Source organism: Microbulbifer agarilyticus (assembly GCF_001999945.1).
In the GTDB taxonomy this organism is placed as follows: Bacteria; Pseudomonadota; Gammaproteobacteria; order Pseudomonadales; family Cellvibrionaceae; genus Microbulbifer; species Microbulbifer agarilyticus_A.
In genome coordinates this window covers 3,070,907-3,097,696 of record NZ_CP019650.1, presented here as the reverse complement: position 1 = coordinate 3,097,696, position 26,790 = coordinate 3,070,907, and the positions used below count along the sequence as shown (strand labels likewise).

The 26,790-nt window shown below is 55.9% G+C and carries 23 protein-coding genes; 10 read left to right on the top strand and 13 right to left on the bottom strand.

The features are described 5' to 3' along the window. The first annotated feature begins 8 nt into the window (after positions 1-8). From Mag101_RS12890 to Mag101_RS12880, 3 genes are all read left to right on the top strand, one after another. Positions 9-413 (top strand): NUDIX hydrolase, encoded by a 405-nt coding sequence (locus tag Mag101_RS12890; RefSeq protein ID WP_077405727.1) that lies wholly within the window; start codon positions 9-11, stop codon positions 411-413. Positions 414-570: 157 nt separating this feature from the next. After that, complete coding sequence (locus tag Mag101_RS12885) at positions 571-2,580, top strand: aminotransferase class I/II-fold pyridoxal phosphate-dependent enzyme (RefSeq protein ID WP_232325017.1); 2,010 nt, start codon at positions 571-573, stop codon at positions 2,578-2,580. 34 nt (positions 2,581-2,614) lie between these two features. Next, positions 2,615-3,370: an SDR family oxidoreductase gene (locus Mag101_RS12880; RefSeq protein ID WP_077405721.1), complete on the top strand. Its 756-nt coding sequence runs from the start codon at positions 2,615-2,617 to the stop codon at positions 3,368-3,370. 56 nt (positions 3,371-3,426) lie between these two features. On the opposite strand, the gene Mag101_RS12875 is transcribed toward Mag101_RS12880, so the two are convergent. From Mag101_RS12875 to Mag101_RS12865, 3 genes are read right to left on the bottom strand one after another with little or no spacing between them, the layout of a single operon-like run. Next, positions 3,427-4,143 (bottom strand): LytR/AlgR family response regulator transcription factor, encoded by a 717-nt coding sequence (locus Mag101_RS12875; protein WP_077405718.1) that lies wholly within the window; start codon positions 4,141-4,143, stop codon positions 3,427-3,429. 10 nt (positions 4,144-4,153) lie between these two features. Then, a complete protein-coding gene (locus Mag101_RS12870; RefSeq protein ID WP_077405714.1) occupies positions 4,154-5,191 on the bottom strand; it encodes a sensor histidine kinase in 1,038 nt (345 codons plus the stop codon). A gap of 8 nt (positions 5,192-5,199) precedes the next feature. After that, entirely contained in the window at positions 5,200-5,775 is a 576-nt protein-coding gene (locus tag Mag101_RS12865) for a hypothetical protein (RefSeq protein ID WP_077405712.1), read from the bottom strand. 401 nt (positions 5,776-6,176) lie between these two features. On the opposite strand from Mag101_RS12865, the gene Mag101_RS12860 reads away from it, so the two are divergent. The 3 genes from Mag101_RS12860 to Mag101_RS17885 are packed head-to-tail and all read left to right on the top strand — an operon-like array spanning position 6,177 to position 10,727. After that, positions 6,177-8,573, top strand: coding sequence for a S8 family peptidase (locus Mag101_RS12860; protein ID WP_077405709.1), 2,397 nt, complete (start codon positions 6,177-6,179; stop codon positions 8,571-8,573). Then, positions 8,564-10,462: a thrombospondin type 3 repeat-containing protein gene (locus tag Mag101_RS12855; RefSeq protein WP_198039989.1), complete on the top strand. Its 1,899-nt coding sequence runs from the start codon at positions 8,564-8,566 to the stop codon at positions 10,460-10,462. The genes Mag101_RS12860 and Mag101_RS12855 overlap by 10 nt, the downstream gene beginning before the upstream one ends. A 13-nt stretch (positions 10,463-10,475) precedes the next feature. Continuing rightward, on the top strand, positions 10,476-10,727 hold the full coding sequence (locus Mag101_RS17885) for a hypothetical protein (RefSeq protein ID WP_157520380.1): 252 nt from the start codon (positions 10,476-10,478) through the stop codon (positions 10,725-10,727). Between the two features lie 39 nt (positions 10,728-10,766). On the opposite strand, the gene Mag101_RS12850 is transcribed toward Mag101_RS17885, so the two are convergent. The 4 genes from Mag101_RS12850 to leuS all read right to left on the bottom strand — a co-directional run bounded on the left by Mag101_RS12850 (position 10,767) and on the right by leuS (position 16,938). Then, positions 10,767-12,434, bottom strand: coding sequence for an acyl-CoA dehydrogenase family protein (locus Mag101_RS12850; RefSeq protein WP_077405703.1), 1,668 nt, complete (start codon positions 12,432-12,434; stop codon positions 10,767-10,769). Positions 12,435-12,581: 147 nt separating this feature from the next. After that, positions 12,582-13,586 carry a DNA polymerase III subunit delta gene (holA, locus tag Mag101_RS12845; protein WP_077405700.1) on the bottom strand — a complete coding sequence of 335 codons (1,005 nt, stop codon included), beginning with the start codon at positions 13,584-13,586 and terminating at the stop codon, positions 12,582-12,584. Between the two features lies 1 nt (position 13,587). After that, entirely contained in the window at positions 13,588-14,121 is a 534-nt protein-coding gene (gene lptE / locus Mag101_RS12840) for an LPS assembly lipoprotein LptE (protein WP_077405697.1), read from the bottom strand. 198 nt (positions 14,122-14,319) lie between these two features. Then, complete coding sequence (leuS, locus tag Mag101_RS12835) at positions 14,320-16,938, bottom strand: leucine--tRNA ligase (RefSeq protein ID WP_077405694.1); 2,619 nt, start codon at positions 16,936-16,938, stop codon at positions 14,320-14,322. A gap of 96 nt (positions 16,939-17,034) precedes the next feature. Here leuS and Mag101_RS12830 point away from each other — a divergent pair, with 96 nt between their 5' ends. From Mag101_RS12830 to Mag101_RS12820, 3 genes are all read left to right on the top strand, one after another. Next, positions 17,035-17,526, top strand: coding sequence for a zinc ribbon-containing protein (locus tag Mag101_RS12830; RefSeq protein ID WP_077405691.1), 492 nt, complete (start codon positions 17,035-17,037; stop codon positions 17,524-17,526). A 48-nt stretch (positions 17,527-17,574) separates the two neighbouring features. Next, positions 17,575-18,357, top strand: coding sequence for a YdcF family protein (locus Mag101_RS12825; RefSeq protein ID WP_077405688.1), 783 nt, complete (start codon positions 17,575-17,577; stop codon positions 18,355-18,357). 166 nt (positions 18,358-18,523) lie between these two features. After that, on the top strand, positions 18,524-18,940 hold the full coding sequence (locus tag Mag101_RS12820; protein WP_077405685.1) for a hypothetical protein: 417 nt from the start codon (positions 18,524-18,526) through the stop codon (positions 18,938-18,940). An 8-nt stretch (positions 18,941-18,948) separates the two neighbouring features. Here the strand turns inward: Mag101_RS12820 and Mag101_RS12815 are convergent, their stop codons facing one another. The 6 genes from Mag101_RS12815 to miaB all read right to left on the bottom strand — a co-directional run bounded on the left by Mag101_RS12815 (position 18,949) and on the right by miaB (position 26,103). Further along, positions 18,949-19,896, bottom strand: a complete 948-nt coding sequence (locus Mag101_RS12815) for a TIGR01777 family oxidoreductase (protein ID WP_232325016.1) — start codon at positions 19,894-19,896, stop codon at positions 18,949-18,951. Between the two features lie 376 nt (positions 19,897-20,272). Continuing rightward, entirely contained in the window at positions 20,273-21,829 is a 1,557-nt protein-coding gene (gene lnt / locus Mag101_RS12810; protein WP_077405682.1) for an apolipoprotein N-acyltransferase, read from the bottom strand. Next, positions 21,829-22,725 carry an HlyC/CorC family transporter gene (locus Mag101_RS12805; protein ID WP_222231846.1) on the bottom strand — a complete coding sequence of 299 codons (897 nt, stop codon included), beginning with the start codon at positions 22,723-22,725 and terminating at the stop codon, positions 21,829-21,831. Before Mag101_RS12805 ends, lnt begins: the two co-directional genes overlap by 1 nt. A gap of 40 nt (positions 22,726-22,765) precedes the next feature. Then, a complete protein-coding gene (gene ybeY / locus Mag101_RS12800) occupies positions 22,766-23,281 on the bottom strand; it encodes an rRNA maturation RNase YbeY (protein WP_077405679.1) in 516 nt (171 codons plus the stop codon). A gap of 10 nt (positions 23,282-23,291) precedes the next feature. Next, a complete protein-coding gene (locus Mag101_RS12795) occupies positions 23,292-24,374 on the bottom strand; it encodes a PhoH family protein (protein WP_077405677.1) in 1,083 nt (360 codons plus the stop codon). A gap of 337 nt (positions 24,375-24,711) precedes the next feature. After that, on the bottom strand, positions 24,712-26,103 hold the full coding sequence (gene miaB / locus Mag101_RS12790; RefSeq protein WP_077405674.1) for a tRNA (N6-isopentenyl adenosine(37)-C2)-methylthiotransferase MiaB: 1,392 nt from the start codon (positions 26,101-26,103) through the stop codon (positions 24,712-24,714). Between the two features lie 176 nt (positions 26,104-26,279). Here miaB and Mag101_RS12785 point away from each other — a divergent pair, with 176 nt between their 5' ends. Next, on the top strand, positions 26,280-26,612 hold the full coding sequence (locus Mag101_RS12785) for a DUF1820 family protein (RefSeq protein ID WP_198039988.1): 333 nt from the start codon (positions 26,280-26,282) through the stop codon (positions 26,610-26,612). The last annotated feature ends 178 nt before the right edge of the window (positions 26,613-26,790 follow it).

The window sequence follows — 26,790 nt, the reverse complement described above, 5'->3', positions numbered from 1 at the left end:
ATCCAGGGATGGGATTTGACGACACATACAAACTAAGCGCCCACGCGGTGATCGCCAATGAGGCCGGTGAGGTGCTCCAGCTGCGCGCCACCTACGCGGATAAAACCTGGGGCTTGCCCGGGGGCGCGTTGGACCTGGGTGAAACCATCCACGAGGCGCTGCATCGTGAATGCCGAGAGGAGCTGGGTCGAGAAGTCGTTATCGATTATCTCAGTGGCGTCTATTACCACCGCGTGTTCAATTCTCATGTGTTTATCTTCCGCGCCCACCTGAAGGGGCGTGGCGACATTGTCCTGTCGTCGGAGCATTCGGACTTCGACTATTTCTCCCTCAAAGATCTTACGCCCGTCCAGCGCGTGCGCGTTCAGCACTGTTTGCAATTTAACGGCGAAGTTCAGAGCGCAAAATTCTGAAGCTGGGCGACTAATCCACTTTTGATATCACGTTCACGTAATATTTTGGTGGTAATTGCCAAATATAATTTCGCCGTCAAATTCGCCGTCCGCCTCATTTAGTATCCGCCTTTTATGCTGAACTATAAGAAGAAGTATTATGGGTGTGGAACTGACAATGCCTGACCTGGGCAACCTGAGTGAGCGGCGCCAGCCGCTGGAGTGTCGAGTCGCTCTGGTAAGCAATGATCGAGACCTCAGTCACAATTGGGTGGATGCCCTGAACACCACGGCTGCCCAGCACGAGAACCCTTTTGGGTTGTGTTTTGAGGCGGTAACGGTTCCAGCAATAGAGTCACGTTTACGCGAAGATGAGCGCCTGCAGGCGGTGATTATCGACGCCGGTTCTTGCCGTGATGAGCTGAAAAGCGCGGAAACACTCTCCGATCATATGCACAAACTGCGCTCGCAGTTGAACGTGTTTCTGGTGGCACAAGATTCCTTCTTGAGCGAGGAAGGTGGGGCGCCGGCATCGTTGCGCAAGCGCTTTGACGAGCTGTTTGACCGGCGCGAAGGCAACTTCAACCATATGTTCCGCCTGGTGCAGGCCTTTATTGCCCGCCGAGCTTCCACGCCGTTTGCTGACACCCTGAAAGAGTACGTATTTTCCGCTCGCGACGCATGGCACACTCCCGGTCACTCCGGCGGCGACAGCCTGCGCAACAGCCCCTGGGTTGGTGATTTTTACCGTTTTATGGGAGAGCACGTATTCAATACCGACTTGTCGGTATCGGTGCAGGTACTCGATAGCTTGCTGGAGCCACATTCGGTAATTCAGGAAGCGCAGGACCTGGCCGCACAGGTGTTCGGTGCGCGACATACCTTCTTCCTTACCAACGGTACTTCCACCGCCAACAAGGTGGTTATCCAGCAGATTCTCGGTGGCGGTGGCAAGATTATCGTTGACCAGGCCTGTCACAAGTCCGTGCATCACGCCATTGTGATGAACCGGATCGAGCCGGTGTACCTGAAGTCTACCCTGCACCCGCAATTTGGAATCTACGGCCCTGTTTGCCGCACGGATATCGAGAAAGCGCTGGATGCACATCCGGATGCAGCCCTGCTGGTCATTACCTCCTGTACCTACGACGGCCTGCGTTACGACTTGAAGCCGATTATCGATTACGCCCACGAGCGCGGTGTGAAGGTATTGATCGACGAAGCCTGGTACGCGCACGGTTATTTCCACAACGAATTGCGGCCCACCGCCCTGGAATGTGGTGCGGACTACGTGACCCAGAGCTCGCATAAGATGCTGTCCGCGTTCTCGCAGGCCAGTATGGTGCACGTGCAGGACCCGGACTTTGACGAGTTCCGCTTCCGCGAAAACCTGAATATGTATGCGTCTACCAGCCCGCAGTACTCGATGATTGCGAGCCTGGATGTTGCGCGCAAGCAAATGTCGATGGAGGGCTTCGGGCGTCTGCGTAGCTGCCTGAAGATGGTCGAGACCCTGCGCCGTGAGGTAGACGCCACCGGCGTATTCCGCGCATTGACCTGTGACGATTTGATTCCCGCACCCCTGGCCAAGGACAACATCAGCCTGGATCCAACCAAAGTCACCATCGATGTGACCGCCAGTGGTTATTCTGGCAAAGAAATCCAGGTGAAACTGTTCGACCATTTCGGTATTCAGGTGGAGAAAACCACCTACAACACAGTGACCGTGCTGGTTACCCTGGGAAGCACCGAAAGTAAATTATTGCGACTGGTACACGCACTGAAACAGTTGGCAAAACACCCGCGCAAGCGCAGCCATGTTGGTACTGCGCGTCAGTTACCGGAATTTACCCACCTGAATTGCCTGCCGGCAGACGCCTACTTTTCTGAAACGGAAGAGTTGCCGCTGATGGACAACGGTGTGGCAGCAGAGAAAAAGCTGGTAGGGCGAACCTGCGCAGACGAGATCGTTCCTTATCCGCCGGGTATCCCTGTGCTGGTACCAGGGCAGGAAATTTCTCCGCAAATTGTGCAGTTCTTGCAGCAACTCCTGCAGGGGCAAAATAGCACGGAGATCCACGGGCTTATCTTCCGCTCCGACGAGCCGATGATCCGAGTGATGAAAGAACCCGTAGGTTCTTCAGGCGACGGTGCCGCAAAGTCCGGCAAGGCAAAAAAACGCAAGTAAGGCCTTAGATCGAGATAAGGTCGAGGCAACGACTATGGCAGGGACGCCAGCGCTCGATACCAGTACTGAATCGCCGCAATGCATTTTACTTGCCGGTGCCCATGGTGGTGTCGGCGCGGCGTTGGCGCAAACCTTGTGCGCGCGTTTCCCGCAGTCCACATTCCTGACCATCAGCCGCCACGACATTCCCCGCCTTTCGCCTACCCATCAGCATTTGAAAATTGAGCTGGAAAACCCGAGTAGCGTCTCTGCTGTACAGGACTGGTTATTTCGCAGCCCATTGCCCAATTGGGTAGTGAACTGTTGTGGCACCCTGCACTGGCAAGATCATCGCCCCGAAAAAAGCCTGCGTGAATGCGACGACCGCGCAATGTTGCGCAGTTTCTCAATTAACGCCCTTACTCATTTGCACCTGGCCCAGGCGCTAGACCCGCTCTTAAAGCGCCGCTCGCCACTTACGTGGGCATCCCTCTCGGCGAAAGTCGGCAGTATTGAAGATAATCACCTGGGTGGTTGGTACAGCTACCGCATGAGCAAGGCCGCGCTGAACATGCTGATACGGAACCTGTCGATCGAGTGGGGGCGCAAAATAGACAGCTGCAAGGTGGTGGCAATTCACCCCGGAACCACCGATACGCCGCTGTCCAAACCTTTCCAGGCCAATCTGACAGAGGGAAAACTCTTTTCCACAGAGCTTAGTGCTTCACGGATTGCGGACGTGATTCAGAATCTGGCCGAGGATGATACGGGTCGGCTCCTGTTCTGGGACGGCTCGCCGATTCCGTGGTAATACGGGTTTACCAAGTAAAAATGTGGGATTACACGATTCTGGCTACTGCGTGCACCTCACATACCGCGAAACTGGGATTGATGATTTTTACTAACTGGAAGTGAGGTGGCTTCGCCCTGTAGGTGCACGGTCATCTTGCCTTCATCATCTCTGGTGACATGGGAAATATGGCTGAGGTTGACAATAATCCCACGATTGATTCTCCAGAATATTTTTGAGTCGAGTGTTTGTCCTAGTGAGCGGAGAGGCTCGCGAATCAGTGCTTGATCATCGCTGGTCACGATTTTTGTGTACTTCCCATCTGAACGAAAATATACGATGTCCTGCACAGGGAAAAAGCGCAGGCTATTACCCGAGCTGGCACGGACCCACTGCAACGGTTCGTTACTGGATGTTTCGTCGCTGGCAGGTTTTTCGCTCAGTCTCTGCCGAAGCCTACTCACCGTGGCGGCGAGACGTGCCATTTTAATCGGCTTGAGCACGTAATCTATCGCCCCTTGTTCGAAGGCGGTTACGGCGTGCTCATCATATGCTGTGACAAATACCACCTGGCATTTCTCTCGAACTTGATCAGCGACTTCCAAGCCGTCAAGAGAGGGCATGCGGATATCTAGGAAAGCGATATCGGGCTGGTATTCCTCAATATACCTTAAAGCTTTGGCCCCGTTATCTGCATGTTCAATAATACGGAGTTCTGGCCAGAGATTTTCAAGTGCATCAGCTAATTCCATGCGCAGGAGCGGTTCGTCATCCGCGATAATCGCAGTAGGCATTTTGTAGTCCTTACTCAGGAACGGTAATCGTCGCGGTAGTGCCGGAATGATTAGACTGAACAGCAAGTCTTGCCCTGCCTTGGAAAAATCCATTCAAACGAGCCCTGGTATTTTCGAGGCCTATTCCAAGCGGCGATTCTAGATTTTGGGATATGCCCACACCGTTATCTGAAACGGTTAACAGGATGTTTCCATTGCGACGCTCGGACATAATTTTTACTTCGCCTGTGCTTTCCATTGGTGCGATACCGTGAGTAACAGCGTTTTCCACCAGGGTTTGTAACATGAGTGAGGGAAAGGGATTACTTAATAGCTCAGTCGGAACATTGATTGACCACTGTAATTTGTTTCCCATCCGAATTTGCATGATTTGCAGATAGCTTTTTACGAGATCCAGTTCTTGGCCGAGGTCGGCCTTTGTGGCCCTCGCGCGACTCAGGGCACCCTGAAAGAAGTCGGCCATATGATCAAGCATCACTTGGGCTTGTTCTACGTCCTTGCGCATCAGGTAGCGCAGGTTTGCGAGGGTGTTCATCAGGAAGTGGGGTTCTATCTGCGCGGTCAGCGCGCGAACTTGCGCCTGGAGTACCTGTTCGCGTTGTTTGGCTTTCCGCTGCTCATTGTTTCGTACGATACTGGTGCCAAGTGATAGGAAAATGAAAAAGGCGCTAAAGGCGCTGCCGGTGATCCATTCTCTGGCCATCAACTGCCAGCTTATAGTGTTTCCTGGTTGTTCCAGAGCTGCCACTAAAGCCGCCAACCCTCCTCCAACGGTGACGCCTAGTGATGCAGTAAAGAGAACGTAGTACCACCTAGGGTTTTTCCCTTGCCAGAGTGACAGAGAGGTGAGCAGCAGGTAGGCCATGGAGAATGCTGCCCACAGTTTGACCAGTAAACCCAGTGCTGGCCCTTTTCCTGAGAAGTGGTAGAAAATCCCTACAATCACAACGAAGAGGACCGTTGGAACGATAGCACGGCGGAAGCTGAATTCCCCAAGGAGCCCCTGATGAGTGCTCCCGGGAAACAAAAAGCGCAGGATTGGATTCATCTCACGCCTTATCTCTGTTGCAGGTTCAGGTTGTTAGGGTTGGTTCGTTGCAGCGCTCCTGTGGTCGCGACGTTGGTTGGGACCGCCTCAAATTCGGTATCCTTTAGCCAGACCTGCCCCTGATTTTCTATTAATACGCCGAATGAGATTCTCTCTCCATCCGCTGGTACATCGAGAACAACTTCATAAGGGCTCCAACCTTGGGTACCTTTAATCGGCCTGTCCATCATATTGTCGAAGGCGACAGCTTTCTTTTCCGTTGCATCAATGCGCATCCACAATCCGCTCCACCCTTTTACGTCCTCGGCTTTTACTTGTGCGGAAAAACGCACTCGGCTACCGCGGAACTCTTCAGCACTGAATTGTTGCATAGCAGTGATAAAGCCCTCCGTGGGCGATTCGCACAGCAAGGTAATATTACTATCGCCAAGATAGTTGAGTTGTCGATCGATTCCTGCGGTACAGGCACTTAGCGCCGGAGTTTTTCCTGTTTTAAACCAGGATTCTGGCAGTTGGTCGCTGATGCTGTTTGCATGCACTGCGGTTGCCGCCAGGGTGGCCGCAATCAATACCTTGTAATTCATAAGTCACCTCCATTGTTTGGGAGACTGACAAGATAGGCACTTCCATTGAGTGATCAATGTCATGCGATAAATGGGTGATATACCTGTATAAAACGGCCTAAACCGGAGTGAGTCAAATACTGTTGGGTAAATTCTTGGGCTTTTGGAGGGGTTAATGGGGGCGGGCGTAAGGTTGTGCATAGTCTCCCGCAGGCATTCTATTTATTCTGCGATTGAGTCGAATCCGTTATTTCAAGAAGGTTCTGTGTGACGTGTGCCTCAGCTAACGGTGAATTTCGATCGACTGTATCGCATTTTTTTGCCGACTCGGTCAGTATTATGCAGCGAAATTGACCTCATAATATGCGTAAAAAATAATCGATAGCCGAGATGCTAATGCTAGCAGCGGGCCTGGGGGAATAATGCTAAAAAAATGGAATAACTTGCTGGGGCTATGTTTTTTTTGTGTTGCCACCGGGGCAGCGGCCAACACCGCGCCCACGTTTCTCGCTGCGGATTTACAAGAAGCAAAGAGAGTCGGTACCGGTTCCCAGTCGCAATTGTTGGACTTTTCTGACATTCCTCCCAATCAAGATGTTCGCGTATTAATTCACCTCCGTCAGCCGCCATTGGTTAAACAAATCAAGACTAGGGTTGCAGGAGCGAGCCGCACGACGATGTCGTCTTCGGTGGTGACCATGCTTCGTCAAATGGAATCCACCCAAGCACAGTTGATTGGCAGACTGCGCTCGAGTCAGCTCACGCGCGGAAAGATCAGGCGATTCCACCGCGTAGTCAATGCGATCGCGACAAATATGAAGGCTGGTGACATCGACAAGGTGTTGGCAATGCCGGACGTTCAATCGGTCACGCTCAGTCGCAAGATGGGTGTGCTGCTCACTACGAGTCTCGACCAGATCGGTGTGCCGGCGGTATGGGCGATGCAGGATGGCAGCGGCAGTTCTTTAACTGGTGAGGGAATCACCGTTGCCATTCTTGACACCGGGATCGATTACACGCACCCAGACCTGGGCGGGTGCTTCGGCAATGGCTGTAAAGTCTCCGCGGGCTGGGATTTCGTCAATAATGACGCCGATCCAATGGACGACCATTCCCACGGCACTGTTGTGGCCGGTGTAGTTGCTGCTGATGGCACTTTACTGGGCGTTGCGCCTGGGGCCACGCTGCATGCATACAAGGTACTCGATGAGAATGGTGAAGGGTGGGACGATCAGATCATTGCTGGTATCGAGCGCGCGGTGGATCCCGACGGTGATCCGATGACTGACGACGCAGTGGATGTGATCAACCTGAGCCTGGGCGGATGGGGCGGTAGCTCAGCGGCCGTTTCATTAGCTGCAAATGCAGCAATGCAGGCAGGTGTGGTGGTGGTCGCCGCTGCAGGGAATGATGGCCCATGGCTAAATTCTATCAAAGCACCAGGTAGCGCCACGGACGTTGTTACCGTCGGCGCTGTCGATGATTTCGGCACTCTCGCAAGTTTCAGTTCTCGCGGCCTGTTTGGTACCGGCTTGGATAGACAGTCCGATGTAGTCAAGCCGGAACTGGTGGCGCCCGGCGTAGACATCTATACCACCGACCTTGGCGGTAATTATGCAAGTTATTCCGGAACATCATTGGCCGCACCACATGTAGCGGGCGCTGCGGCTCTGCTGCGCCAGCTGCACCCGACACTAAGTAGTCAGGACATCAAATCCTTGCTGGTTAACCAGGCATCGACTGTCGCTGGGAATATTGCCGATGTCGGTGCGGGCTTGGTGAATGTGGCGCGCTCGGCACAAGCGAAATTTCTTGTTTCTCCGGCCACTATGTATTTAGGGCACGTGGGTGAACATACGATCGATAGTGATTTTGATGTCAGTCTCGTCGTGAAGAGCTTGGGTGGCGAAGCTACTATCGATATGACGGATTCCGGCGGATTCCCTGAGGGGGCGCGTCTAGTGCCTGACGAAACACAGTTTACAGTTGATTCGGCTAGCGAGCGGTTGATGACTGCCAAATTAGATGTTGACACCGAAGTGCTCGATTTTCCAGATGATCTTCGCACGGCATTCGGTTCGAGTTTAAGACTGGAGTCGGCGGAAGATACGGTGAATATTCCGGTTGGGTTTCATCGCGCGGAGCTGTTGCAAGTGAAGTCATCGCAAACTCCATATGACTACTGGAGCTACAGTGCGCAGCTCTTTGATCAAGATCATATCTATTCAGGATATACAGACTCCTACGATAGCAGTGAAAGTTCACTATATGTTGCTGTGCGCGATCAGCCAGTAACGGGTATTGTAGAAACATGGGGTACGGACACATTACACGGTGTTACCGGGCACCTTGCAGCAGATGGGGCAATCGTAGTTCCCGCTGGTCTCAATGGGTTCCGTATTGTGAAACCAGATTTAGGTACCGGGAGGCAGGCTGAGTTTGTTGAGCAGGTCGTGGAGGTGACGCACGCTGGAAACCCTGACTTCCGGTTGCGGAGAGGGTTTGGTGGAGACTTAGATCCGACAAAGTTTTCCGGTCTGACACCGGGATTCAAATTTGGCTATATGGGAGTGATACAGGACTCAAGCCAGAGTCCCTATAGTCGCGATTTGTATTTCCTGAAAACTCAGCAGGATGCTCCAGCGGAAGATATTACGTTTGACGTCGAGAACTTCCACTCTTCTCGATTGTTAATTAGTAACCCCTTGTGGAACCTCTCGGGTTATGAGCTTGTCACCTGGGTTATGAGTTATTACGAGCGGGCGGGAACTGAGGGGGGGGCAGTATCAGCGAAGAGCATAATCAATCGATGCTACTGACACTTCACGGCGACGAGTCGATGCCGATTGGATGGCCGACATTTCCGACATTTAGCACGTGGATAGTGGGGGGCGATACGGGCTCTGATTCAGCGGAGCTTTCCATAGGCGAAGATGGTTATAAAAAGCTCAATCGGGGTGATTCAGATGTGGACCGGGTCTCAATATTTCTGGCTCGGGAAAACGGTGACATGGTCATGGGGCAAGGGCTCCGGTTCTGGTCCGCACAACTGGAAAATGAAGGCGGCCAGTATCGACTACAACCCGATCGTAATGGTTACGTGGCCTTAAAGTCGGTATCTGACAGTTGGGGTAATGGGTATTCGGAGGAGGTCACGTACTCCGCGTCATGTGCTGATACAGGCCATTCGTTGTCCAGTGGTTCAGTAATACACGCCTCCTTGTTTAGTGATTACTCCGGCTGCAACTTGGTCGAGGTAGAGTTTCGTTATCCTGTTTTTCTTGGAGACACCAAGTTAGAGTCGACTTCGACAGTTCGTATGGCAAATATGGATCAGTCGGTTTCACCCCGTATCAAAATGGTGGAGTTGATCAGTGACGGGAATGTATCGGTTTACGCGGAGAGCAATGCTGCGATCAATGTTTATCTCGATGAAGCTCAGGCAATTTCTGAGTTCATGGTGGAGATTACATTGGACGGTGGTGCCTGGGAGGTTCTGAATTCCGAATATCTCGACGGGAAGTATGTGATGCCCTTACCCGTAATTGATGGAGTGTCAGAGGTCGCGTTGAAGATCTCCGCGGAGACGGCGGACGGCAACAGTATTGTTAATGTCATAAACGGCGCGTTTCTACTTGGGTCTGATGTCGCACAGCACGTCGATCTTGATGATGATGGGGTCGTCGATGACTTGGATCATTTTCCGTTCGACCCGACGGAATCTGGTGATGCTGATGGGGATGGTATCGGAGACAATTCCGATACAGACCGTGATAACGACGGTGTGGAGGATAGTGTCGATGCATTTCCTGATGATCCTGCCGAGTGGCTCGACTCAGATGGAGACGGTATCGGTAACAATGAAGATACCGATGACGACGGTGACGGCGTTCCTGACGCGGTAGACCAATTACCGTTAAATCCGGGCGAGTCCGTTGATACAGATGGAGATGGTATCGGCAACAATGAGGATACCGATGACGATGGTGATGGCGTTCCCGACGTAGAAGACCAACTACCATTGAATCCAGATGAATCCATTGATACAGATGGAGACGGTATCGGTAACAATGAGGATACCGATGACGATGGTGATGGCGTTCCCGACGTAGAAGACCAACTTCCATTGAATCCAGATGAATCCATTGATACAGATGGAGACGGCATCGGCAACAATGAAGATGCCGATGATGACGGCGATGGCGTCCCTGACTCGGAAGACCAGCTGCCTCTCAACTCGAACGAATCTATTGATACCGATGGAGACGGTATCGGCAACAATCAAGATACCGATGATGACGGTGATGGTGTTGAGGACAGTGAAGATGTGCAGCCGCTCAATCCGACTTATTGGGATGTTGCCAATGCAGCGGTGCAAGGAAGTGGCGTTTCGTTGCAAAATCTGGAAGTCGGTCGTGGGGATCAAAACATCGTAGTTAACGTATTTAAGCTGAATACAAATGCAACTCTCAAGCTGCGCTCGATAACGTTGCAGGCGCGGGGGAGTGGAAATGATGGTGTTGGTATCGATAGGGTCGCGTTGCACATTGATGCAAATGAAAATGGAATGCTGGACGCTCAAGATCAGCTATTGGCAGAGGGTGATTACCTTGTCAATAACGGCAGTCTAGTGCTGGAGCTGGATGAGCCGATTTCGTTACCCATCGGGCACCAGCAATTCATAGTTACCTATGACGTAGCGCTGTAACAGGGAGTCGATCATGAGAATTCATTCAGCGTTATCAAGTGTATTCCTTTGTGCGGTGGTGCTAAGTGGGTGCGGTGGTGGCGGCAGCGGTGGAGGTAATGACAGTGAATCACCTGATGTGTCAGTACCAACACCTGTTAGTGCCAGCTCTAGCTACAGTGCAGATGTTGTCGGTATAGATGTGGTGCGTGCTGATTCCGGTGAAAGCGTTTCCGTGTCAGGGCTCCCTCTCGAAGGTAACGAAATAAACGTACCTGATGAGTAAGGAGGTTAAGCTGGATACACGGGTATAAGTTGAGCCCCTCTAGCCAGAGAGTGGATCGCCGCGTTCAATCAGTAAATCCAGATCTGCTCCCAATGGAATGGTGCCAACATTGTGGCTATTGTGCCGGTGCAGCCGCGACTGGATAAACGCATCGGCTACCGGTGCCGGGCTGCCCTGAATTAACAGGTGGGCCTGCATGGTGAGTGCCAGCTGGTCGGCAATATCACGGGCGCGGTATTCCAAGTCATTGTCTTTTTTGAGCTCTGCTTTCAGGTGAGTCAGGGCGCGGTCAAAGCAGAGGTCGGAACCGGAGCTCTTTGCCAGTTCATCGATCCAGCTGTCGAGAATTTCTGGCTCCTTGTGTTTGGTGCGCAGCATATCCAGGGCCTGAATATTGCCTGAGCCCTCCCAGATAGCGTTCACCGGTGCATCCCGGTAGAGGCGCGCAGTAATGAAGTTTTCGATCAGGCCGTTGCCGCCGAGACACTCCATGGCCTCGTAGTTGTGATGCGGCGTGCGTTTGCAGATCCAGTATTTACCCACGGCAGCGCCCAGCCGCAACAGGTGTTGCTGATGCTCCTCATCCGGGTGGTCCAGTGCCTGCGCCATGCGCATACTGAGTGCCAGTGAGCCTTCCACTTCCAGCTGCAGGTCTGCCAGCACATTTTGCATCAGCGGTTGGGCTGACAGCTTTTTGCCAAAGGCGCAGCGGTGTTGCGCGTGGTAGATGGCCTGCAGTGTTGCCTGTCGCTGGGCTGCGGCTGAACCGATCATGCAGTCGAAGCGGGTCAGGGCCACCATCTCGATAATCGTTTTTATTCCCGCGCCTTCATCGCCCACCAGCCAACCTATGGCATCGCGCAGCTCCACTTCCGAAGAAGCGTTAGCCACGTTACCGGCCTTATCTTTTAGCCGCTGGATCTCGATTGGGTTTTTGCTTCCGTCTGGCCGCCAGCGCGGTACCAGAAAACAGCTCAGGCCTCGGGCGGTTTGTGCGAGCATCAGGAATCCGTCGCACATGGGTGCCGACAGGAACCATTTGTGGCCACGAATTGTGTATAGGCCCGCGGTCTCGCCCGGCGAGGGTGTGGCTTGGCTGGTGTTGCTGCGTACGTCGGATCCGCCCTGTTTCTCTGTCATACCCATGCCAATGGTGAGCGCCGGCTTTTCGAAATAGGGGCGATTGCTGTGATCGTAGGCCTGTTCCGTGATTTTGGGCAGCCAGTATTTAGCAACTGCTGGGTTTTTCTGTAGTGCGGGCAGGCAGGCAAAAGTCATGGTTACCGGGCAGCAGTGGCCGGATTCCAGCTGACTGTGCAGGTAGTACTTCGCCGCGCGCACGATGTGCGCGCCCGGCTGCGGGTCTGTCCAGGGGGAAGAGTGCAGTCCTTCGCTTTTTGCTAGCTGCATCAACTGGTGATAGGCGGGGTGGTAATTGACCTGGTCGATGCGATTGCCGCCGCGGTCGTGGGGCTCAAACTCTGGTTTGTGCGCGTTGGCCTGAAAACCGTGTTCGATCCACTCGGGCCGCCCGCAGATTTCCCCATAGCGTTGCAGGTCATCTTCGCCCCAGTGCCCCCCGTAGCGAATGACCGACTCTTTGAGAGCGTCATCCCCGGCGTAGAGGTTATGCCCCTGCAGTGGCTCAGGTTGGTTAAAGACCTGGTGCGTACCGGTTTGTGCTGGACCGTTATTATTATTTTGCATCGTCACTGGATCTGGCCGTTATTTTGGGGTGCTCTCAAGGCGGTAACTAAGCCCTGAGAGCGGTAACGGATATCCTAGCGGTTTATCTAGAGGGAGGCTTGCCTTCTGGCGCTGAAAGCATCGCGCCTGTGCAATGTTGCGTGGGGGTCAGATGCTGCGCTTGCCAGAAAGGTTGAGGGTGAGCTCCAGCAGGCCCGCCCAGGGATCCATTTCCTTGCCGCCTTTGATGGCGTTATCCACGGCACGGGCACGCATCAGGAAGTTTTCCAGGTGGCGGGGGCGCAGGCGCTGACAGGCGGACTGGATAAGCGATTGACGCTTCTGGATGCGTACCAGGCGGCTGATCGGCTGGCCTTCCGAGAGTTTCTGCTGGGTTTCCAGCAGGGTGCGAATTTCTCGGGCGATGGCCCACAAAACGATGGGCGCTTCGACACCTTCGGCGCGCAGGCCTTGCAGGGTTCTGACGGCACCGGCGGCGTCGCCGGCCAGTGCCTTGTCGATCAGGCCAAACACATCGTAACGGGCAGAGCTGGCCACGGCGTTGTTCATGATGTCTGCGGTAACCACCGAGTCCTGCACCAGCAGTTTCAGCTTTTCGATTTCCTGGCTGGCGGCCAGCAAATTACCTTCGACTCGCTCGGAAAGAATCTGGATCGCTTCGGGCTCGGCATCCAATCCCGCGGCCCGCAGGCGCTGGTGAATCCAACGGGGCATTTCCGCGGCTTCCACGGGCCAGATCTGCATCAGTACACCCTTGGCCTCGAGTGCTTTGACCCATTTGCTGTTGAGCTGGGAGCGGTCCAGTCGCGGCAACACCAACAATAGCAGGGTGTCATCATTGGCCGTTGCGGCAAATTCCTGCAGGGCTTTACTGCCTTTGTCACCGGGTTTGCCGCCGGGCAGGCGCAGCTCGATGACTTTTTTGTCGGCAAACAGTGACATGCTGCCGGCGGCGGAGAGCAGTTGTCCCCAGTCGAAATTGTGCTCACCGTGCAGCAGGTCGCGTTCGTTAAACCCTTGCTTGCGGGCTGCCTCACGAATGCTGTCGCAGCATTCCTGCACCAGCAGCGGTTCGTCGCCGGTAACTACGTAAATGGGGTAGAGGCCCTGTCGCAGGTTTTGCTTGAGCTGGCGAGGGTTGATGCGCGGCATATCAGGGCTGCGCCGGGTTGTCGGTGATCGGGGTGCGGATGTCGATGCGACGCAGGCGGTCGATAATTCGGCCGATCAGTTCGCGGCGCATTTCTTCGCGCTGCAGGCGCTCTTCTTCGCCTTTACTGACGACTTCGTTGTCGTCCCATTCCAGTGTGCGGTAGACGTCGGCTTTGGCCTGGGTGAGCAGGTCGCGGCCGGTGTTGTTGTCTTGCACGCTGTATTCGGCGCTGGTGATCAGTTCGTATTCGGAGGCGCGGCCCTTGGCATCCACAGAAACGGTACGTTTGGTTTCGGTTTCCTGGTGGATGGTCAGCGTGTAGTCGGCCTCACTGGGCTCTTCTGCCAGCGGCAGGCCGCTGGTTTGCAGTAGGCGAGTGATACTGTCGGCCAGTTCACTTCTAGGGTCTTGGGTGGTGATGTAGAGCTTGCTGCCCGGAGGGAAGTTTTTCGGTGCGCCGCGAAGGTGCCAGCCACAGGCTGAAATGGTGATGGCCAGAATTATTGTAATAGTGCGGAGCAGTGTAATTTTCATCTTTGTCCGTTGAGTTTTTGTTCTGGTTTCGTGGCGGCCCAGCACCGGGAGAAAGTTTTCAGGACCAGGCTAGGCGCCCCCCTGTGAACCCATCCCTGGGCGTTGCGGCGCAAACTTCCTGTTTGCGACGCTCCTGAAAACCCGTACCCGGCGCCCGTCCTTCGCGTTGGGCTCTTTTACTTCGTAGAAATAGTCGATTTAGTTGGCGACGATATTGACCAGTTTGCCCGGTACAACAATCACCTTGCGTACCGTTTTACCTTCGGTAAATTTCAGAACGTTCTCGTCCGCCAGTGCCATTTTTTCCAGGGTTGCTTTGTCGGCATCCGCCGGCGCTTCCAGTTTCGCGCGCAGCTTGCCGTTCACCTGTACCACCAGAGTGATGGAAGAGCGAACCAGTGCTTTCTTGTCCACTTGTGGCCACTGGGCGTCTACCAGTTCACCACTGTTACCCAGTGCACACCACAGTTCGTGGCTGATATGTGGGGTAACCGGGGCAAGCAGCAGTGTCGCAGCTTGCAGGGCTTCGCGCTCTACGGCGAGGCCGTTGGCGGAGTCGCGTTCGGCGATCTTGCCGACTTCGTTCAGCAATTCCATTACCGCGGCAACGGCGGTGTTGAAGGTCTGGCGACGGCCGTAGTCGTCGCTGACTTTCTGAATGGTTTCGTGGGTCTTGCGTCGCAGTTGCTGTTGCTTGTCGCTCAGGTTGTCTATGTCAATCGCAGCGGCTGTTTGTGTCGCCGCGGCGCTATCGCCGGCGGCAACATGGCTCTGCACGGTTTTCCAGAGCTTGCGCAGGAAGCGGCTGGCGCCTTCTACACCGGAGTCGTGCCACTCGAGGGTTTGCTCGGGGGGCGCGGCGAACATGGTGAATAGGCGTACGGTGTCCGCACCGTACTGCTCCACCGCGGCGTGCGGGTCGATGCCGTTGTTCTTGGACTTGGACATTTTCACGACGCCGCCGGCAATGACTTCTTCACCGGTAGCGCGCTCAACCGCGCGGATGGTTTTGCCTTTTTCGTCGCGTTCTACGTCGACGTCCGCAGGGTTCACCCAAATTTTGTGCGCACCTTCCACTTCTTTGTAGAAGGACTCGGCCAGCACCATGCCCTGGCACAGCAGCTGCTTGAAGGGCTCGTCGCTCTTCACCAGGCCTTCGTCGCGCATCAGTTTGTGGAAGAAGCGTGCGTAGAGCAGGTGCAGGATGGCGTGTTCGATACCGCCTACATACTGATCCACCGGCAGCCAGTAGTTGGCGCGGTCCGGGTCGAGCATGCCTTCTTCGAAGTCGGGGCAGGTGTAGCGCGCGTAGTACCAGCTGGACTCCATAAAGGTGTCGAAGGTATCGGTTTCGCGCTCAACGGCTTCACCGTTGTATTCGTCTTTGCGCCACTCGGGGTCGGATTTGATCGGCGAGGTTACGCCGTCCAGCTCGACTTCTTCTGGCAGCAGGATCGGAAGTTTTTCTGCCGGTACCGGAATCTCGCTGCCGTCTGCCAGATTGAGCATGGGGATAGGTGCGCCCCAGTAGCGCTGACGGGATACACCCCAGTCGCGGAGGCGGTAGTTGGTGGTGACGCGGCCCTTGCCCGCGGCTTCCAGGCCATCGGCAATGGCATTGAAGGCGGCGTCGAAATCGAGACCGTCGAAGCCACCGGAATTGACCAGCTTACCCTTCTCAACAAAGGCTTCTTTGTCCAGATCGATCGCTTCGTCGTTGGCCGGTGCAATAACCTGCTTGATCGGCAGGTCGTATTTCTTGGCAAACTCCCAGTCGCGCTGGTCGTGGGCTGGTACTGCCATAACGGCGCCAGAGCCGTAATCCATCAGTACGTAGTTGGCGACCCATACCGGTACTTCTTCGCCGGTCAGTGGGTGGATGGCCTTGAGGCCGGTGTCCATGCCCTTCTTATCCATGGTGGCCATATCGGCCTCGGACATGGACTGCTTTTTACACTCGGCGATAAACGCTTTGAGCTCGGGGTTGCTCTCCGCCAGCTCCAGCGCAATCGGGTGCTCGGCGGCCAGAGACACATAGGTCACGCCCATCAGGGTGTCCGGGCGGGTGGTGTACACATCAAAGTGGTCGACACCGGCAATGGTTTGCGGCAGGGCGAAGCTCAGGTCGATGCCTTTACTTTTACCGATCCAGTTGCGCTGCATAGTGCGCACCTGTTCTGGCCAGTGTGGCAACTTGTCGAGGTCGGCCAACAATTCTTCGGCGTAGTCGGTGATCTTGATAAACCACTGCGGGATTTCCTTGCGCTCCACCACGGCGCCTGAGCGCCAGCCGCGGCCGTCGATTACCTGCTCGTTGGCAAGTACGGTGTGGTCCACCGGGTCCCAGTTGACCGTGGCCATCTTCTTGTACACCAGGCCTTTCTTGTACAGGCGAGTGAAGAACCACTGCTCCCAGCGGTAGTAGGACGGCTGGCAGGTGGCCAGTTCGCGGGACCAGTCGAAGCCAAAGCCGAGGGCTTTGAGCTGGCCTTTCATGTAGTCGATGTTGGAGTAGGTCCACTTGGCCGGCGCAGTCTTGTTCTGGATGGCGGCGTTTTCTGCCGGCAGGCCGAAGGCGTCCCAGCCCATGGGATGCAGTACGTTTTTGCCCTGCATGCGCTGGTAGCGGGAGATCACGTCGGTGATGGTGTAGTTGCGCACGTGCCCCATGTGCAGCTTGCCGCTGGGATAGGGGAACATGGACAGGCAGTAGAATTTTTCGCGGCTGGGGTCTTCCTTTACTTCGAAGCTCTTCTGCTCGGCCCAATGCTCCTGGGCCGCGGCTTCGACTGCGGAGGGGTTGTACTGCTCTTCCATCTGTGGGGAACCTATACTCTGTGATTCGATCTATTTGGCGATTCTGGCCGGGACACTAAGGCCGGCCGGAAAACGGCGAATTATAGGAGGGATAGGGTGAGTAAGGAACCTAAAGAGGCTGCGAATCCCGATCTGCCGGACCAGGAAGGCAAGCTTTCCACCGAGGCCAGGCGTGAACTGGAAAAGTTGGTGGGCGAGGAGCTGGATGTTGAGCAGTTCACTGCACGCAAGGCGGCCTTTCTGAATGCCTGGCTCAAGGATGATGTACACCGCGCGGACGACTACCTGCGGGACCTGGGTGATGAGCTGATTACTCAGGAAGAGCGGGTTGGGGACTGGCTGTTGGATGCAGCGGACCCCACCAAGACCGTGTGGCCGGCGATTATGCGCTGTATCAAGCGCGGAGAGGCCTGGGCGCTGGCAGGGGAGGAGGCCGGAGAGGGTGAGGCGTTGCAGTGCCTCGGCTGCGGTTATCGGGCCCTGCCGGCTGCCGGTTCTGAGATCACCCCCTGCCACCGCTGTGGCTACGGGTGCTTCCGCCAGTTGATGGCCGGACCGCAGGCAGAGGGTGCCAGCGAGGCCGAATAGCCGTATTCTCCGCCCCTGAGTGAACAAGGACGATCGATCACACTGAAGATGGAACTGCAAACCGCACTTACCACTCTCGCGATGCCACCATTTGCGCCCTTGGTGGGGCTGCTGATGGCGCTCGCATTCTGGTTTTTCCCCGCGAGTTCCCCGCTCGCCAAGCTTTCTGTGCCGCTTGCGGTTCTGTGTTTTCTCTCGTTGTGGATCTGCGCGACCCCGGCTTTTGCCCAATGGCTTGGGCAGCGGCTGGTTAATCAGCAGCAAGAAGCACCGGAAGTAGAGCCGGCAGCCGTGGTGATTCTGGGTGGCGGCCGCTACCGGGATGAGGAGCAGGGGCGCGAGCGTTTGTCTGCGGCGAGTCTGGAGCGGGTGGCCTGGGCGGTACAGGAAGCGCCAGAGGGGTTGCCAATCCTGGTTTCCGGTGGGCGCGTATTTACGGGGGAAAAGCAGCCGGAATCCGCCTTGATGGCCACGGCCCTCGAGGACCTGTTTGGCCGTAATGTGACTTGGCGTGAGAATTGCAGTCGCACTACGGCGGAAAATGCTGCCAATTCCGCGGCACTTCTGCACGATGCCGGGGTCGAAAACGTACTCCTGGTAACCCACTGGTGGCATATGCCCCGCGCTGCGGATGTGTTCGCTCGTGCCGGACTGCAGGTTCGGCCACTGGCGGTAGGTGGCCCTGGTGAATTGGTACCCAAGGGGGAGAGTGGCTTGTTGCGCTGGTTGCCCAGTGCTGGCGCCCTGATACGGACTCAGGTCTATTGGCGCGAGTTATTGGGTATGCAGTGGTATCGGTGGCGCGCATTGCCTGCGCGCCGCCAGTGTTGAGTGTGTTTGTCGCTGTGTTGTAGGTGTCCGGTGGTTGCCGTTAGTTTCGGATAAAACTAGTATGGCTAACCCTATTGCTGACTGTCGCAGGTTCTGACCGAATCACGGCAGGCGTTTTGCAGGGCGACCTAGCGAATAACAACAAAAAATATAGAGGTACGTACTGATGTCGGAGTTTCCCGCGTCGTTTTCACCCATTCAGCTACACAATCGTCTAAATCGCCCCGTGTGGGTCGGGTTCAAGCTGGCTCGCCGCGGCAGCCGGCACCTGGTGATGCTATCCGCCGGCGCGGAAAGTAGCGCCAAATTCAGCAAAAATTTCGAGACCTTTGTTGGTCAGATCGTCCGTGAGTTCAAGTTGGACCCGGAGCAGACCGACTTTGTCGAGCTGCGCCAAGACGGGGGCGAGCGTACTGAAGCCACCAACGAGGTTGATGCGGCTGGCGAAGCGCACAACTGGTTCCGCTGGCACGCACAGTGGGTTGGTTCTGCACCAATGGAGTGCAAGGCGGACCCGGTTACCTCGGAGGCCGCACGCAATTATCTGGAACAGGTGTTGACGCGCAGTAGCGCGGCAGCGTGATCTCCGCTCTAGTGGCCCCTGGGTGATACGTGGGTATTGCCCGCGCCCCCTGGTGGAGCAAGCAGGTCTGCCAGTGCTTTTTCCAAAGTCGGGTACTGAAAACTGTACCCACTATCCAGCGCTGTGCGGGGCTCCATGCGCTGGCTGGCCAGCAGTAGTTCCTCTGCCATTTCCCCAAACAACATTTTGAGTAGCCACTCTGGCGTACGGAGCAGGCAGGGCCGATGCAGCTGTTTCGCCAGCAGTCGGGAGAAGCTGCTGTTGGTCACCGGTTCCGGGGCGCACGCGTTGAACGGGACGCACAAATGTCGGTCGATGGCGTGCAGAATCAGGCCGACGATATCCGCCTCGTGTATCCAGCTCATCCATTGCTCACCGGAGCCCATTGGGCCACCCAGTCCCGCCTTGAAGGCAGGAAGCATTTCTTTTAGGGCGCCGCCGTCTGGCGACAGAACGATGGACGTGCGCATGATGCCGACACAGATACCAGCCTGTTGCAGAGGTAGGGTGGCGGCTTCCCAGTCCCGGCACAGTTGTGCCGCAAACCCGCCGCCGGGCCCGCTGGTTTCCTTGAGCAGGTCGCCACCCCGGTCTCCATAGAAACCCACCGCCGAACCAGACAGGACGTATTTGGGGCGCTGTGGTTGCGCGAGTATCCAGCGGACAAGATCGTTGGTGGTTTCGATGCGCGAACGCCGAATCTCTGCTTTGCGCGCCTCGCTCCAGCGTTTGGAAATGGTCTCTCCGGCAAGATTAACCACGACGTCGACCGGCTGATCCACTTGGCCGAGGTCACTAACTGCAGTAGCGGACTCGCCACAAAGTCGGTGTACTTTTTCAGGTGAGCGGCTGAGTACGGTTAGGCTATTTCCCCGCTCCAGCCATTTCGAACAAAATTGGCGGCCGATCAATCCGGTGCCGCCGGTGATTAAGCAATGCATAAATCTGGCATCCATGCCGCACGCTTTCCGTTGCTGCAACCCGGTTGGCGCAGCATCGAATGTGGAAGAGTGCGGTTTAAATTAAACCACTTGTTCCCGAATGTACGCCGTAAAAATGCGTTCGGCTTTTTCGAGGGCAGACGTTCCTGTCTGCACAAGTTGCACCGGCTGAGATGAGGGGGCGTGTTGCGGTAACGCGTCGGATAATCCCTTACACAAGTTTATCCACTGCCGGGCAAATATCTCACGATAATAGCAGCCGCAAGGCCGCTTGCGATGAAATGTGAAACAAATTAGGGCGCGCCGGGTGAAACCGGACGGCAAAGCGGGGTAACAGCCGCCCGGATTTTTCTATTAGAAACGCTTGTACCAAAAAAGCCTCAAAAAGGCCTTAGTCGGGCGCTCCGGTTAGCGCGCCGTCAGTGACTGTTTCCGGGCGCTTTTGCAGGATTACAGCCGCCAGCAGCATCAGTGTTGCGAGTGCCACCAGACCCCAAACACCAATCACCATAAACGGGGTCAGACCACTGCGCGCTTGTACCTGTCCAACCAGTGTGGCCTGTTCGAACTGCGGTAGTTGTTCTGTGATTACGCCATCGGGAGAAACAATTGCGGTGACGCCGGTGTTGGTACCGCGTACCAGATAGCGCCGAGTTTCCAGTGCGCGCATCTGGGCCATTTGCATATGTTGCAGCGGGCCGATGGAGTCTCCAAACCAGGCGTCATTACTCAGCGTGAGTAGTACCTGTGCATCGCCGCTACTCTCCGCCACCAGCTGTGGGTAGACAATTTCATAGCAAATGAGTGGTGCCCAGCTCAAGCCGCCGGCTGTCAGCGGCTGCTGACCTTCGGGCCCAGGTCGAATAAATGACGTGGGCAGGTTGAAGAACTCAATGGTGCCGCGAATCCAGTCTTCCAGTGGCACATATTCGCCAAAGGGCACCAGGTGGCGCTTGTGGTATAGCTGCTGATCACTGCCAAAGACCGCCGCAGAATTGTGTACCACGCGACGGTGATCGCGCTCGGTATCGTAGAGGATGCCGGTGATCAGGTCCTTTTGCGTATTCAGTGCGTTTTCTTGCAGTGCTTCAATCAGGTTGGGGGCTTGATGGTAGAGCAGAGGGAGTGCGGCTTCCGGCCAGATAATGACGTCGACACCCTGGGAGTGCAGATCCTGAGTGGCAGTCTGGTAGCGTCGAATCGTTTTGCCGCGAAACTCGGGGAGCCACTTTTTTTCCTGCGGGATATTCGCCTGCACCAGGCCGATGGTACGGGTGTCTTCGCTGGCTTCGGTCCATTGGATACTGCTGAGCAGCAAGCCCAGTGGCCAGATCAACAGCGCAACAGCCGCGAGCGTTATGGCGGTAGGAGACTTCCACGATTCGAAGGTGCGGCGCGCAAAAAGTGCAATCACCGCCGCGGTAAACGCCAGCAACAGGCCGATACCGTACACGCTGACGATGGGTGCCCAGCCGGCTAGCCAGGTGTGGATGTGTCCGTAGCCGGCAAACAACCAGGGGAACCCGGTAAACATCCAGGTGCGCAACCACTCGCTGAAAAACCACAGTGCGGCAAAGGCGAGGGCGAAGGAAATCGGGTTGGTGCGAAAGCGCGAGATCAATACAAATGGCAGTGCCAGTAGCACTGCCAGAATGCCTACAAAAGCACCGGTAAGAATGACGCCGAGCAGTGGTGATGAGTTGCCAAAGTCGGTAATAGACACGTATACCCAGGAGCCGCCGGTGGCAAACAGGCCCACCCCGTAACACAGTGCTAACCAGAAGGTGTTTTTCCCAGAAAGCTTTTGCGCCTTGAGACCCGGCGCCAGTAGCCAGGCAAACAGCCCGAGTGACAGCAGGCCGCACCACCACAAGTTGTATGGGGCAAAGGAAAGGGTCATCAGGCCGCCTGCAATCAGGGCGGCCACGGCGGGCAGAGGTTTACGCATCAGCCATCTTCTTCAGCGGGCTTGTCGAACCGACTCACGCGCAGCAGATGGATCTGCCGGTTGTCGGCGTAAAGAACGCGGAACTGGAAATCTCCGAGCTTGGTGATTTCATCCCGCCCGGGCAGGTGGCCAAAGGACTGCATGATCAGGCCGCCCACGGTATCGAATTCCTCGTCGCTGAACTCACAGGCGAAGAACTCGTTAAATTCCTCAATGGGGGTGAGTGCCTTAACGACATAGTCGTTGTCGCTCACCTTGCGGATGAAGCTATCTTCTTCTTCCTCGTCCGTCTCGTCTTCGATTTCGCCGACGATTTCTTCGAGGATATCTTCAATAGTCACCACGCCCGAGACGCCACCGTATTCGTCGATGACGACCGCCATGTGATAGCGGTTTTCGCGGAATTCCTTCAGCAGGATATTCAGGCGTTTGCTTTCGGGGATGATGTTGGCGGGGCGGATATGGTCTTCCAGACGGAATTCATCCACACCCTTCAATACCAGCGGCAGCAGGTCTTTGGCCAGCAGGATACCGCGGATATCGTCGATACTTTCGCCCACGACCGGGAAGCGGGAGTGGCCGGATTCGATGATCTTGGGAAGGAAGTCTTTGGGGCAGTCTTCGATACTGACGACCACCATCTGCGAGCGCGGAATCATGATTTCCCGCACCTGCTGGCTGGAAACGTCCAGCGCACCTTCGATGATGGTTAATGCCTCGGCGTCCACCACCTTGTTTTCGGCGGCGTCCTTGATGATTTCTAGTAGCTCATCACGGGATTTGGGCTCTTGCGAAAAGGCGCCCAATATTTTCTCCAACCAGTTTTTCTCCCCCGACCGAGGGCGGTTGGAAGAGGAGCTACTTGGGGGTTCGTCGGTGGTCATGGATGTGGCCATACTCCGCTTTACTCGTCGATTCCGTTTGTCATTTGTCTATTTAGACGCCTTTTGTGGGCGCTTCAGTTGGCTGGTAGGGATCGTCGATCCCAAGTCCTGCCAGTATCCGGGTTTCGAGATTTTCCATGATCTCGGCTTCATCGTCCTCGATATGGTCGTAACCCAATAGATGCAGTGTGCCATGGACCACCATGTGTGCCCAGTGGGCCGAACATGCTTTGTGCTGCTGTTCCGCTTCTCGCGCCACTACCTGGGCGCAAATCACCAGGTCGCCCAGCAGGGGCAGGCCGAGTTCCGGCGGGATATCGGCGGGAAACGAGAGCACATTGGTGGGTTTGTCTTTGCCACGATATTGGCTGTTGAGCGCCTGACTCTCGTCTTCATCGACGATACGCAGGGAAATCTCAGCTTCAGCGCGGTGCGTGCCCACAGCGGCGGCGGCCCAGAGGGCCAAGTCCTCGTCGCTGGGTAGGGCGGTGTGTGTGGTGGCCCGCTGAACATCCAGCTGGATGTCCGCGGGCGAGGCCGACTGGCTCTCAGATAGGGTGGCGTTCATGGGCGCGGCCTTAGGCCGCATCTTCTCCAGCGCGGCCAGCGGCTTCGAGCGCGGCGGCTTTACGCGCGGCGCGTTCGGCCTGTTGCTCGGCTTCCACTTCTGCTTCGTGCACGTCGTAGGCTTCGACGATGCGCTGTACCAGTGGGTGGCGAACCACGTCTTTGGCACCGAAATGGGTGAAACTGATGCCGTTGACCTTGCCCAGCACCTCAATCGCGTGGCGCAGGCCGGAGGCCTGTCCGCGGGGCAGGTCGATCTGGCTGGGGTCACCGGTGATCACCGCGGTAGAGCCAAACCCGATACGGGTCAGGAACATTTTCATCTGCTCGCGGGTGGTGTTCTGGCTTTCGTCGAGAATCACGAAGGCGTTGTTCAGGGTACGACCGCGCATATACGCGAGCGGTGCAACCTCAATCACGTTGCGCTCAATCAGCTTGTCGACGGTTTCAAAACCGAGCATTTCGTAGAGTGCGTCGTACAAGGGGCGCAGGTAGGGGTCGACCTTCTGGCTCAGGTCACCGGGCAGGAAGCCCAGTTTTTCGCCGGCTTCTACCGCCGGGCGTACCAGCAGGATGCGCTCTACCTGATCCTTGAGCAGTGCTTCTACCGCACAGGCTACGGCCAGGTAGGTTTTACCGGTACCGGCGGGGCCGATACCGAAGTTGATATCGTTGCTCTGTACCGCACGCACGTATTTGCGCTGGTTAACCCCACGCGGGCGTACGGAACACTTTTTGGTGCGAATCAGGACTACTTGGTCGCCTTCACCTTCAGCGGCCTTCTCGCCACCGTTCATCAGCTCTTCCACCCCGGACTGCTGCAGGGCGAGATGGATCTCGTCTGGTGTCAGGCTGTTTTTGCCACCGGTTTCCTTATACAGACTGCTGATGATCTCACCGGCTGCGCGTGCGGACTTGGCGTCACCGTAGAACGCGAACTGATTGCCGCGATTGCGGATTTCAATATCCAGTCGCTGTTCAATCTGGCGCAGGTGTTGATCAAATTGGCCACAGAGGTTGGCCAGGCGGCGGGCGTCGTTGGGCTCAAGGGTGATGCTGTGAGCGAGGGCTTGTGTTTCCAAATTGGTTTCCATGCACCTTTTGTCTGGGGGTTCAGTCTGTAGGTTATACCCATTTCGGCACAATGGGAAAGGGCGCTTTGTGACGAATGGGTTCTAAACAGTTCGGTGGCTTATAACACTGGAGTATGAAGGTTTTTCGCTCGTGACCGGTTTGGTGACTTTGTTACTTCGTCGCTTCTCCGGTGGCGGCGCTGCTGCCGGGATTCGTTTCCGGGACACGCTACAAGCACATCCCTGTGCGCTCGGACGCGGCCATCCTTGGCCGCGTACGGTCCCGGAAACGAATCCCGGCATCAGCGCCTTAGCTTTGGGCCGCGGACCCTGACGTTAGCGAGTAGGGTCCATCAGATCAGTTCAGAGGGCCGTCCAGCTCAGAAGCTACCAAGGTCCCGCGCAGAGAATTAGGCAGCGCTTCCTCAATCACAACGTCGGCAAACTTACCGATCAGCTCCAGCTGGTCACAGCGGAAGTTGACCACACGGTTGTTCTCGGTACGGCCTTGCAGCTGGCCCGGGTCCTTCTTGGATACGCCGCTGACCAGAACGCGCTCCACATTCCCAACCATGCGGCGAGCGATTTCCCGAGCCTGCTGGTTGATACGGTGTTGCAGCAGTTGCAGGCGTTGCTTCTTGATCTCTTCCGGCGTGTCGTCCGGCAGGTCCGCAGCCGGAGTGCCCGGGCGTGGGGAGTAAATAAAGCTGAACGAAATATCGAAGCCCACGTCCTGAATCAGTTTCATGGTGGCTTCAAAGTCACGCTCGGTCTCACCCGGGAAACCGATAATAAAGTCGGAGGACAGGCAGATATCCGGGCGGATCGTCTTCAAACGGCGAATCTTGGATTTATATTCCAGGGCCGTGTGGCCGCGTTTCATCGCCATCAGAATACGGTCGGAGCCACTTTGAACCGGCAGGTGCAAGTGGTTCACCAGCTCCGGCACTTCCGCGTACACATCGATCAGCGCATCGGAGAATTCAACTGGGTGCGAAGTGGTGTAGCGGATGCGGTCGATACCGTCGATCGCCGCCACGTAAGTGATCAGCTCGGCGAAGTCTACGAACTGGCCATCTTCACCGGGTGCACGGTATGCATTTACGTTCTGGCCCAGTAGGTTTACTTCGCGCACACCCTGGTCAGCCAGGTGCGCCACTTCTTCCAGCACGTCTGCCACCGGGCGGCTCACTTCTTCACCGCGGGTATAGGGCACAACACAGAAGGTGCAGTACTTGGAGCAACCTTCCATGATAGAGACGAAAGCGCTTACACCGTCGGCTTCCGGCTGCGGCAGGCGGTCAAATTTCTCGATTTCGGGGAAGGACACATCAACCACGATCGCGCCGCTTTCCTGCTTCTTGGTTTCCATCATCTCCGGCAGGCGGTGCAGGGTCTGCGGGCCGAATACCAGGTCCACGTAAGGAGCGCGCTTGGCGATGGCTTCGCCTTCCTGGCTGGCCACGCAGCCGCCGACGCCGATCACCAGTTCGGGATTCTTTTCCTTGAGGTGCTTCCAGCGGCCGAGCTGGTGGAACAATTTTTCCTGAGCCTTCTCGCGGATAGAACAGGTGTTTACCAGCAGTACGTCCGCTTCTTCGGGATCGTCGGTGGGTACCATCTGGTGGGATTCCCCCAGCAGGTCCCGCATACGGGCAGAGTCGTACTCGTTCATCTGACAGCCGTGGGTCTTGATGAAGAGCTTTTTCACCGGTTTTTCGGATAATTCGGAGGACTTCTCGGTGGACATGATGCGCCTGGTTAAAAACTGGTCAATTCAAAAGGTCGGGCATTATACCGACCCCTCTGGAGGCTGCATAGACGGGGGCAGGCGAGAGTGATAATCTTCCGCGCTTTTCGCGGGGCAGCCCGCCTGCACACTAGTATTCATGGGGCATCCGCATAAGCCCCGGCATTGAGCAATCTATGGCAAACCCAATCTACAAAGTCATTTTTCACAATCAGAACCAGGTGTTCGAGCTTTACGCGCGCGCCATCTACCAAAGCGAGATGTATGGCTTCGTCGAGGTGGAAGAGTTTGTGTTCGGGGAAAAGTCCCAGCTGGTGGTCGACCCCAGTGAAGAGAAGCTGAAAACCGAGTTCTCCTCGGTGAAGCGTTCCTATATTCCCATGCACAGCATTGTGCGGATTGACGAGGTGGAGAAAGAGGGCGTAGGTAAGGTTCACGACGTGAAGGGCGACAAAGTGGCCCAGTTCCCATTCCCCGCGCCGATGCGTCGCCCCAGCGACTCCGAGTAAGGCTTTGTCCTTGTTCACCAAAAAACGGGCCGCGCGGCCCGTTTTTTTATGCCCGCAATACGAGCGCGTCGATTTGTCAGCCCTGTCGGCTGCTACCGCCAAATTGTTTATTCCCGCGACAATGTACTGCGCTTGTGGCGCCGGAGGCCTCAAATCTGCGCCATTTATCGCATTGCCG

Coding starts and splice junctions, on each gene's coding strand:
- Mag101_RS12885 (WP_232325017.1), top strand. CDS start 571: ATGCCTGACCTGGGCAACCTGAGTGAGCGGCGCCAGCCGCTGGAGTGT.
- lnt (WP_077405682.1), bottom strand. CDS start 21,829: ATGCGTAAACCTCTGCCCGCCGTGGCCGCCCTGATTGCAGGCGGCCTG.
- Mag101_RS12785 (WP_198039988.1), top strand. CDS start 26,280: ATGGCAAACCCAATCTACAAAGTCATTTTTCACAATCAGAACCAGGTG.
- Mag101_RS12825 (WP_077405688.1), top strand. CDS start 17,575: ATGGAACTGCAAACCGCACTTACCACTCTCGCGATGCCACCATTTGCG.
- Mag101_RS12870 (WP_077405714.1), bottom strand. CDS start 5,191: ATGAATCCAATCCTGCGCTTTTTGTTTCCCGGGAGCACTCATCAGGGG.
- Mag101_RS12815 (WP_232325016.1), bottom strand. CDS start 19,896: ATGGATGCCAGATTTATGCATTGCTTAATCACCGGCGGCACCGGATTG.
- miaB (WP_077405674.1), bottom strand. CDS start 26,103: ATGTCCACCGAGAAGTCCTCCGAATTATCCGAAAAACCGGTGAAAAAG.
- Mag101_RS12820 (WP_077405685.1), top strand. CDS start 18,524: ATGTCGGAGTTTCCCGCGTCGTTTTCACCCATTCAGCTACACAATCGT.
- Mag101_RS12880 (WP_077405721.1), top strand. CDS start 2,615: ATGGCAGGGACGCCAGCGCTCGATACCAGTACTGAATCGCCGCAATGC.
- Mag101_RS17885 (WP_157520380.1), top strand. CDS start 10,476: ATGAGAATTCATTCAGCGTTATCAAGTGTATTCCTTTGTGCGGTGGTG.
- holA (WP_077405700.1), bottom strand. CDS start 13,586: ATGCCGCGCATCAACCCTCGCCAGCTCAAGCAAAACCTGCGACAGGGC.
- lptE (WP_077405697.1), bottom strand. CDS start 14,121: ATGAAAATTACACTGCTCCGCACTATTACAATAATTCTGGCCATCACC.
- Mag101_RS12890 (WP_077405727.1), top strand. CDS start 9: ATGGGATTTGACGACACATACAAACTAAGCGCCCACGCGGTGATCGCC.
- Mag101_RS12855 (WP_198039989.1), top strand. CDS start 8,564: ATGCTACTGACACTTCACGGCGACGAGTCGATGCCGATTGGATGGCCG.
- leuS (WP_077405694.1), bottom strand. CDS start 16,938: ATGGAAGAGCAGTACAACCCCTCCGCAGTCGAAGCCGCGGCCCAGGAG.
- Mag101_RS12875 (WP_077405718.1), bottom strand. CDS start 4,143: ATGCCTACTGCGATTATCGCGGATGACGAACCGCTCCTGCGCATGGAA.
- Mag101_RS12850 (WP_077405703.1), bottom strand. CDS start 12,434: ATGCAAAATAATAATAACGGTCCAGCACAAACCGGTACGCACCAGGTC.
- ybeY (WP_077405679.1), bottom strand. CDS start 23,281: ATGAACGCCACCCTATCTGAGAGCCAGTCGGCCTCGCCCGCGGACATC.
- Mag101_RS12805 (WP_222231846.1), bottom strand. CDS start 22,725: ATGGCCACATCCATGACCACCGACGAACCCCCAAGTAGCTCCTCTTCC.
- Mag101_RS12860 (WP_077405709.1), top strand. CDS start 6,177: ATGCTAAAAAAATGGAATAACTTGCTGGGGCTATGTTTTTTTTGTGTT.
- Mag101_RS12795 (WP_077405677.1), bottom strand. CDS start 24,374: ATGGAAACCAATTTGGAAACACAAGCCCTCGCTCACAGCATCACCCTT.
- Mag101_RS12865 (WP_077405712.1), bottom strand. CDS start 5,775: ATGAATTACAAGGTATTGATTGCGGCCACCCTGGCGGCAACCGCAGTG.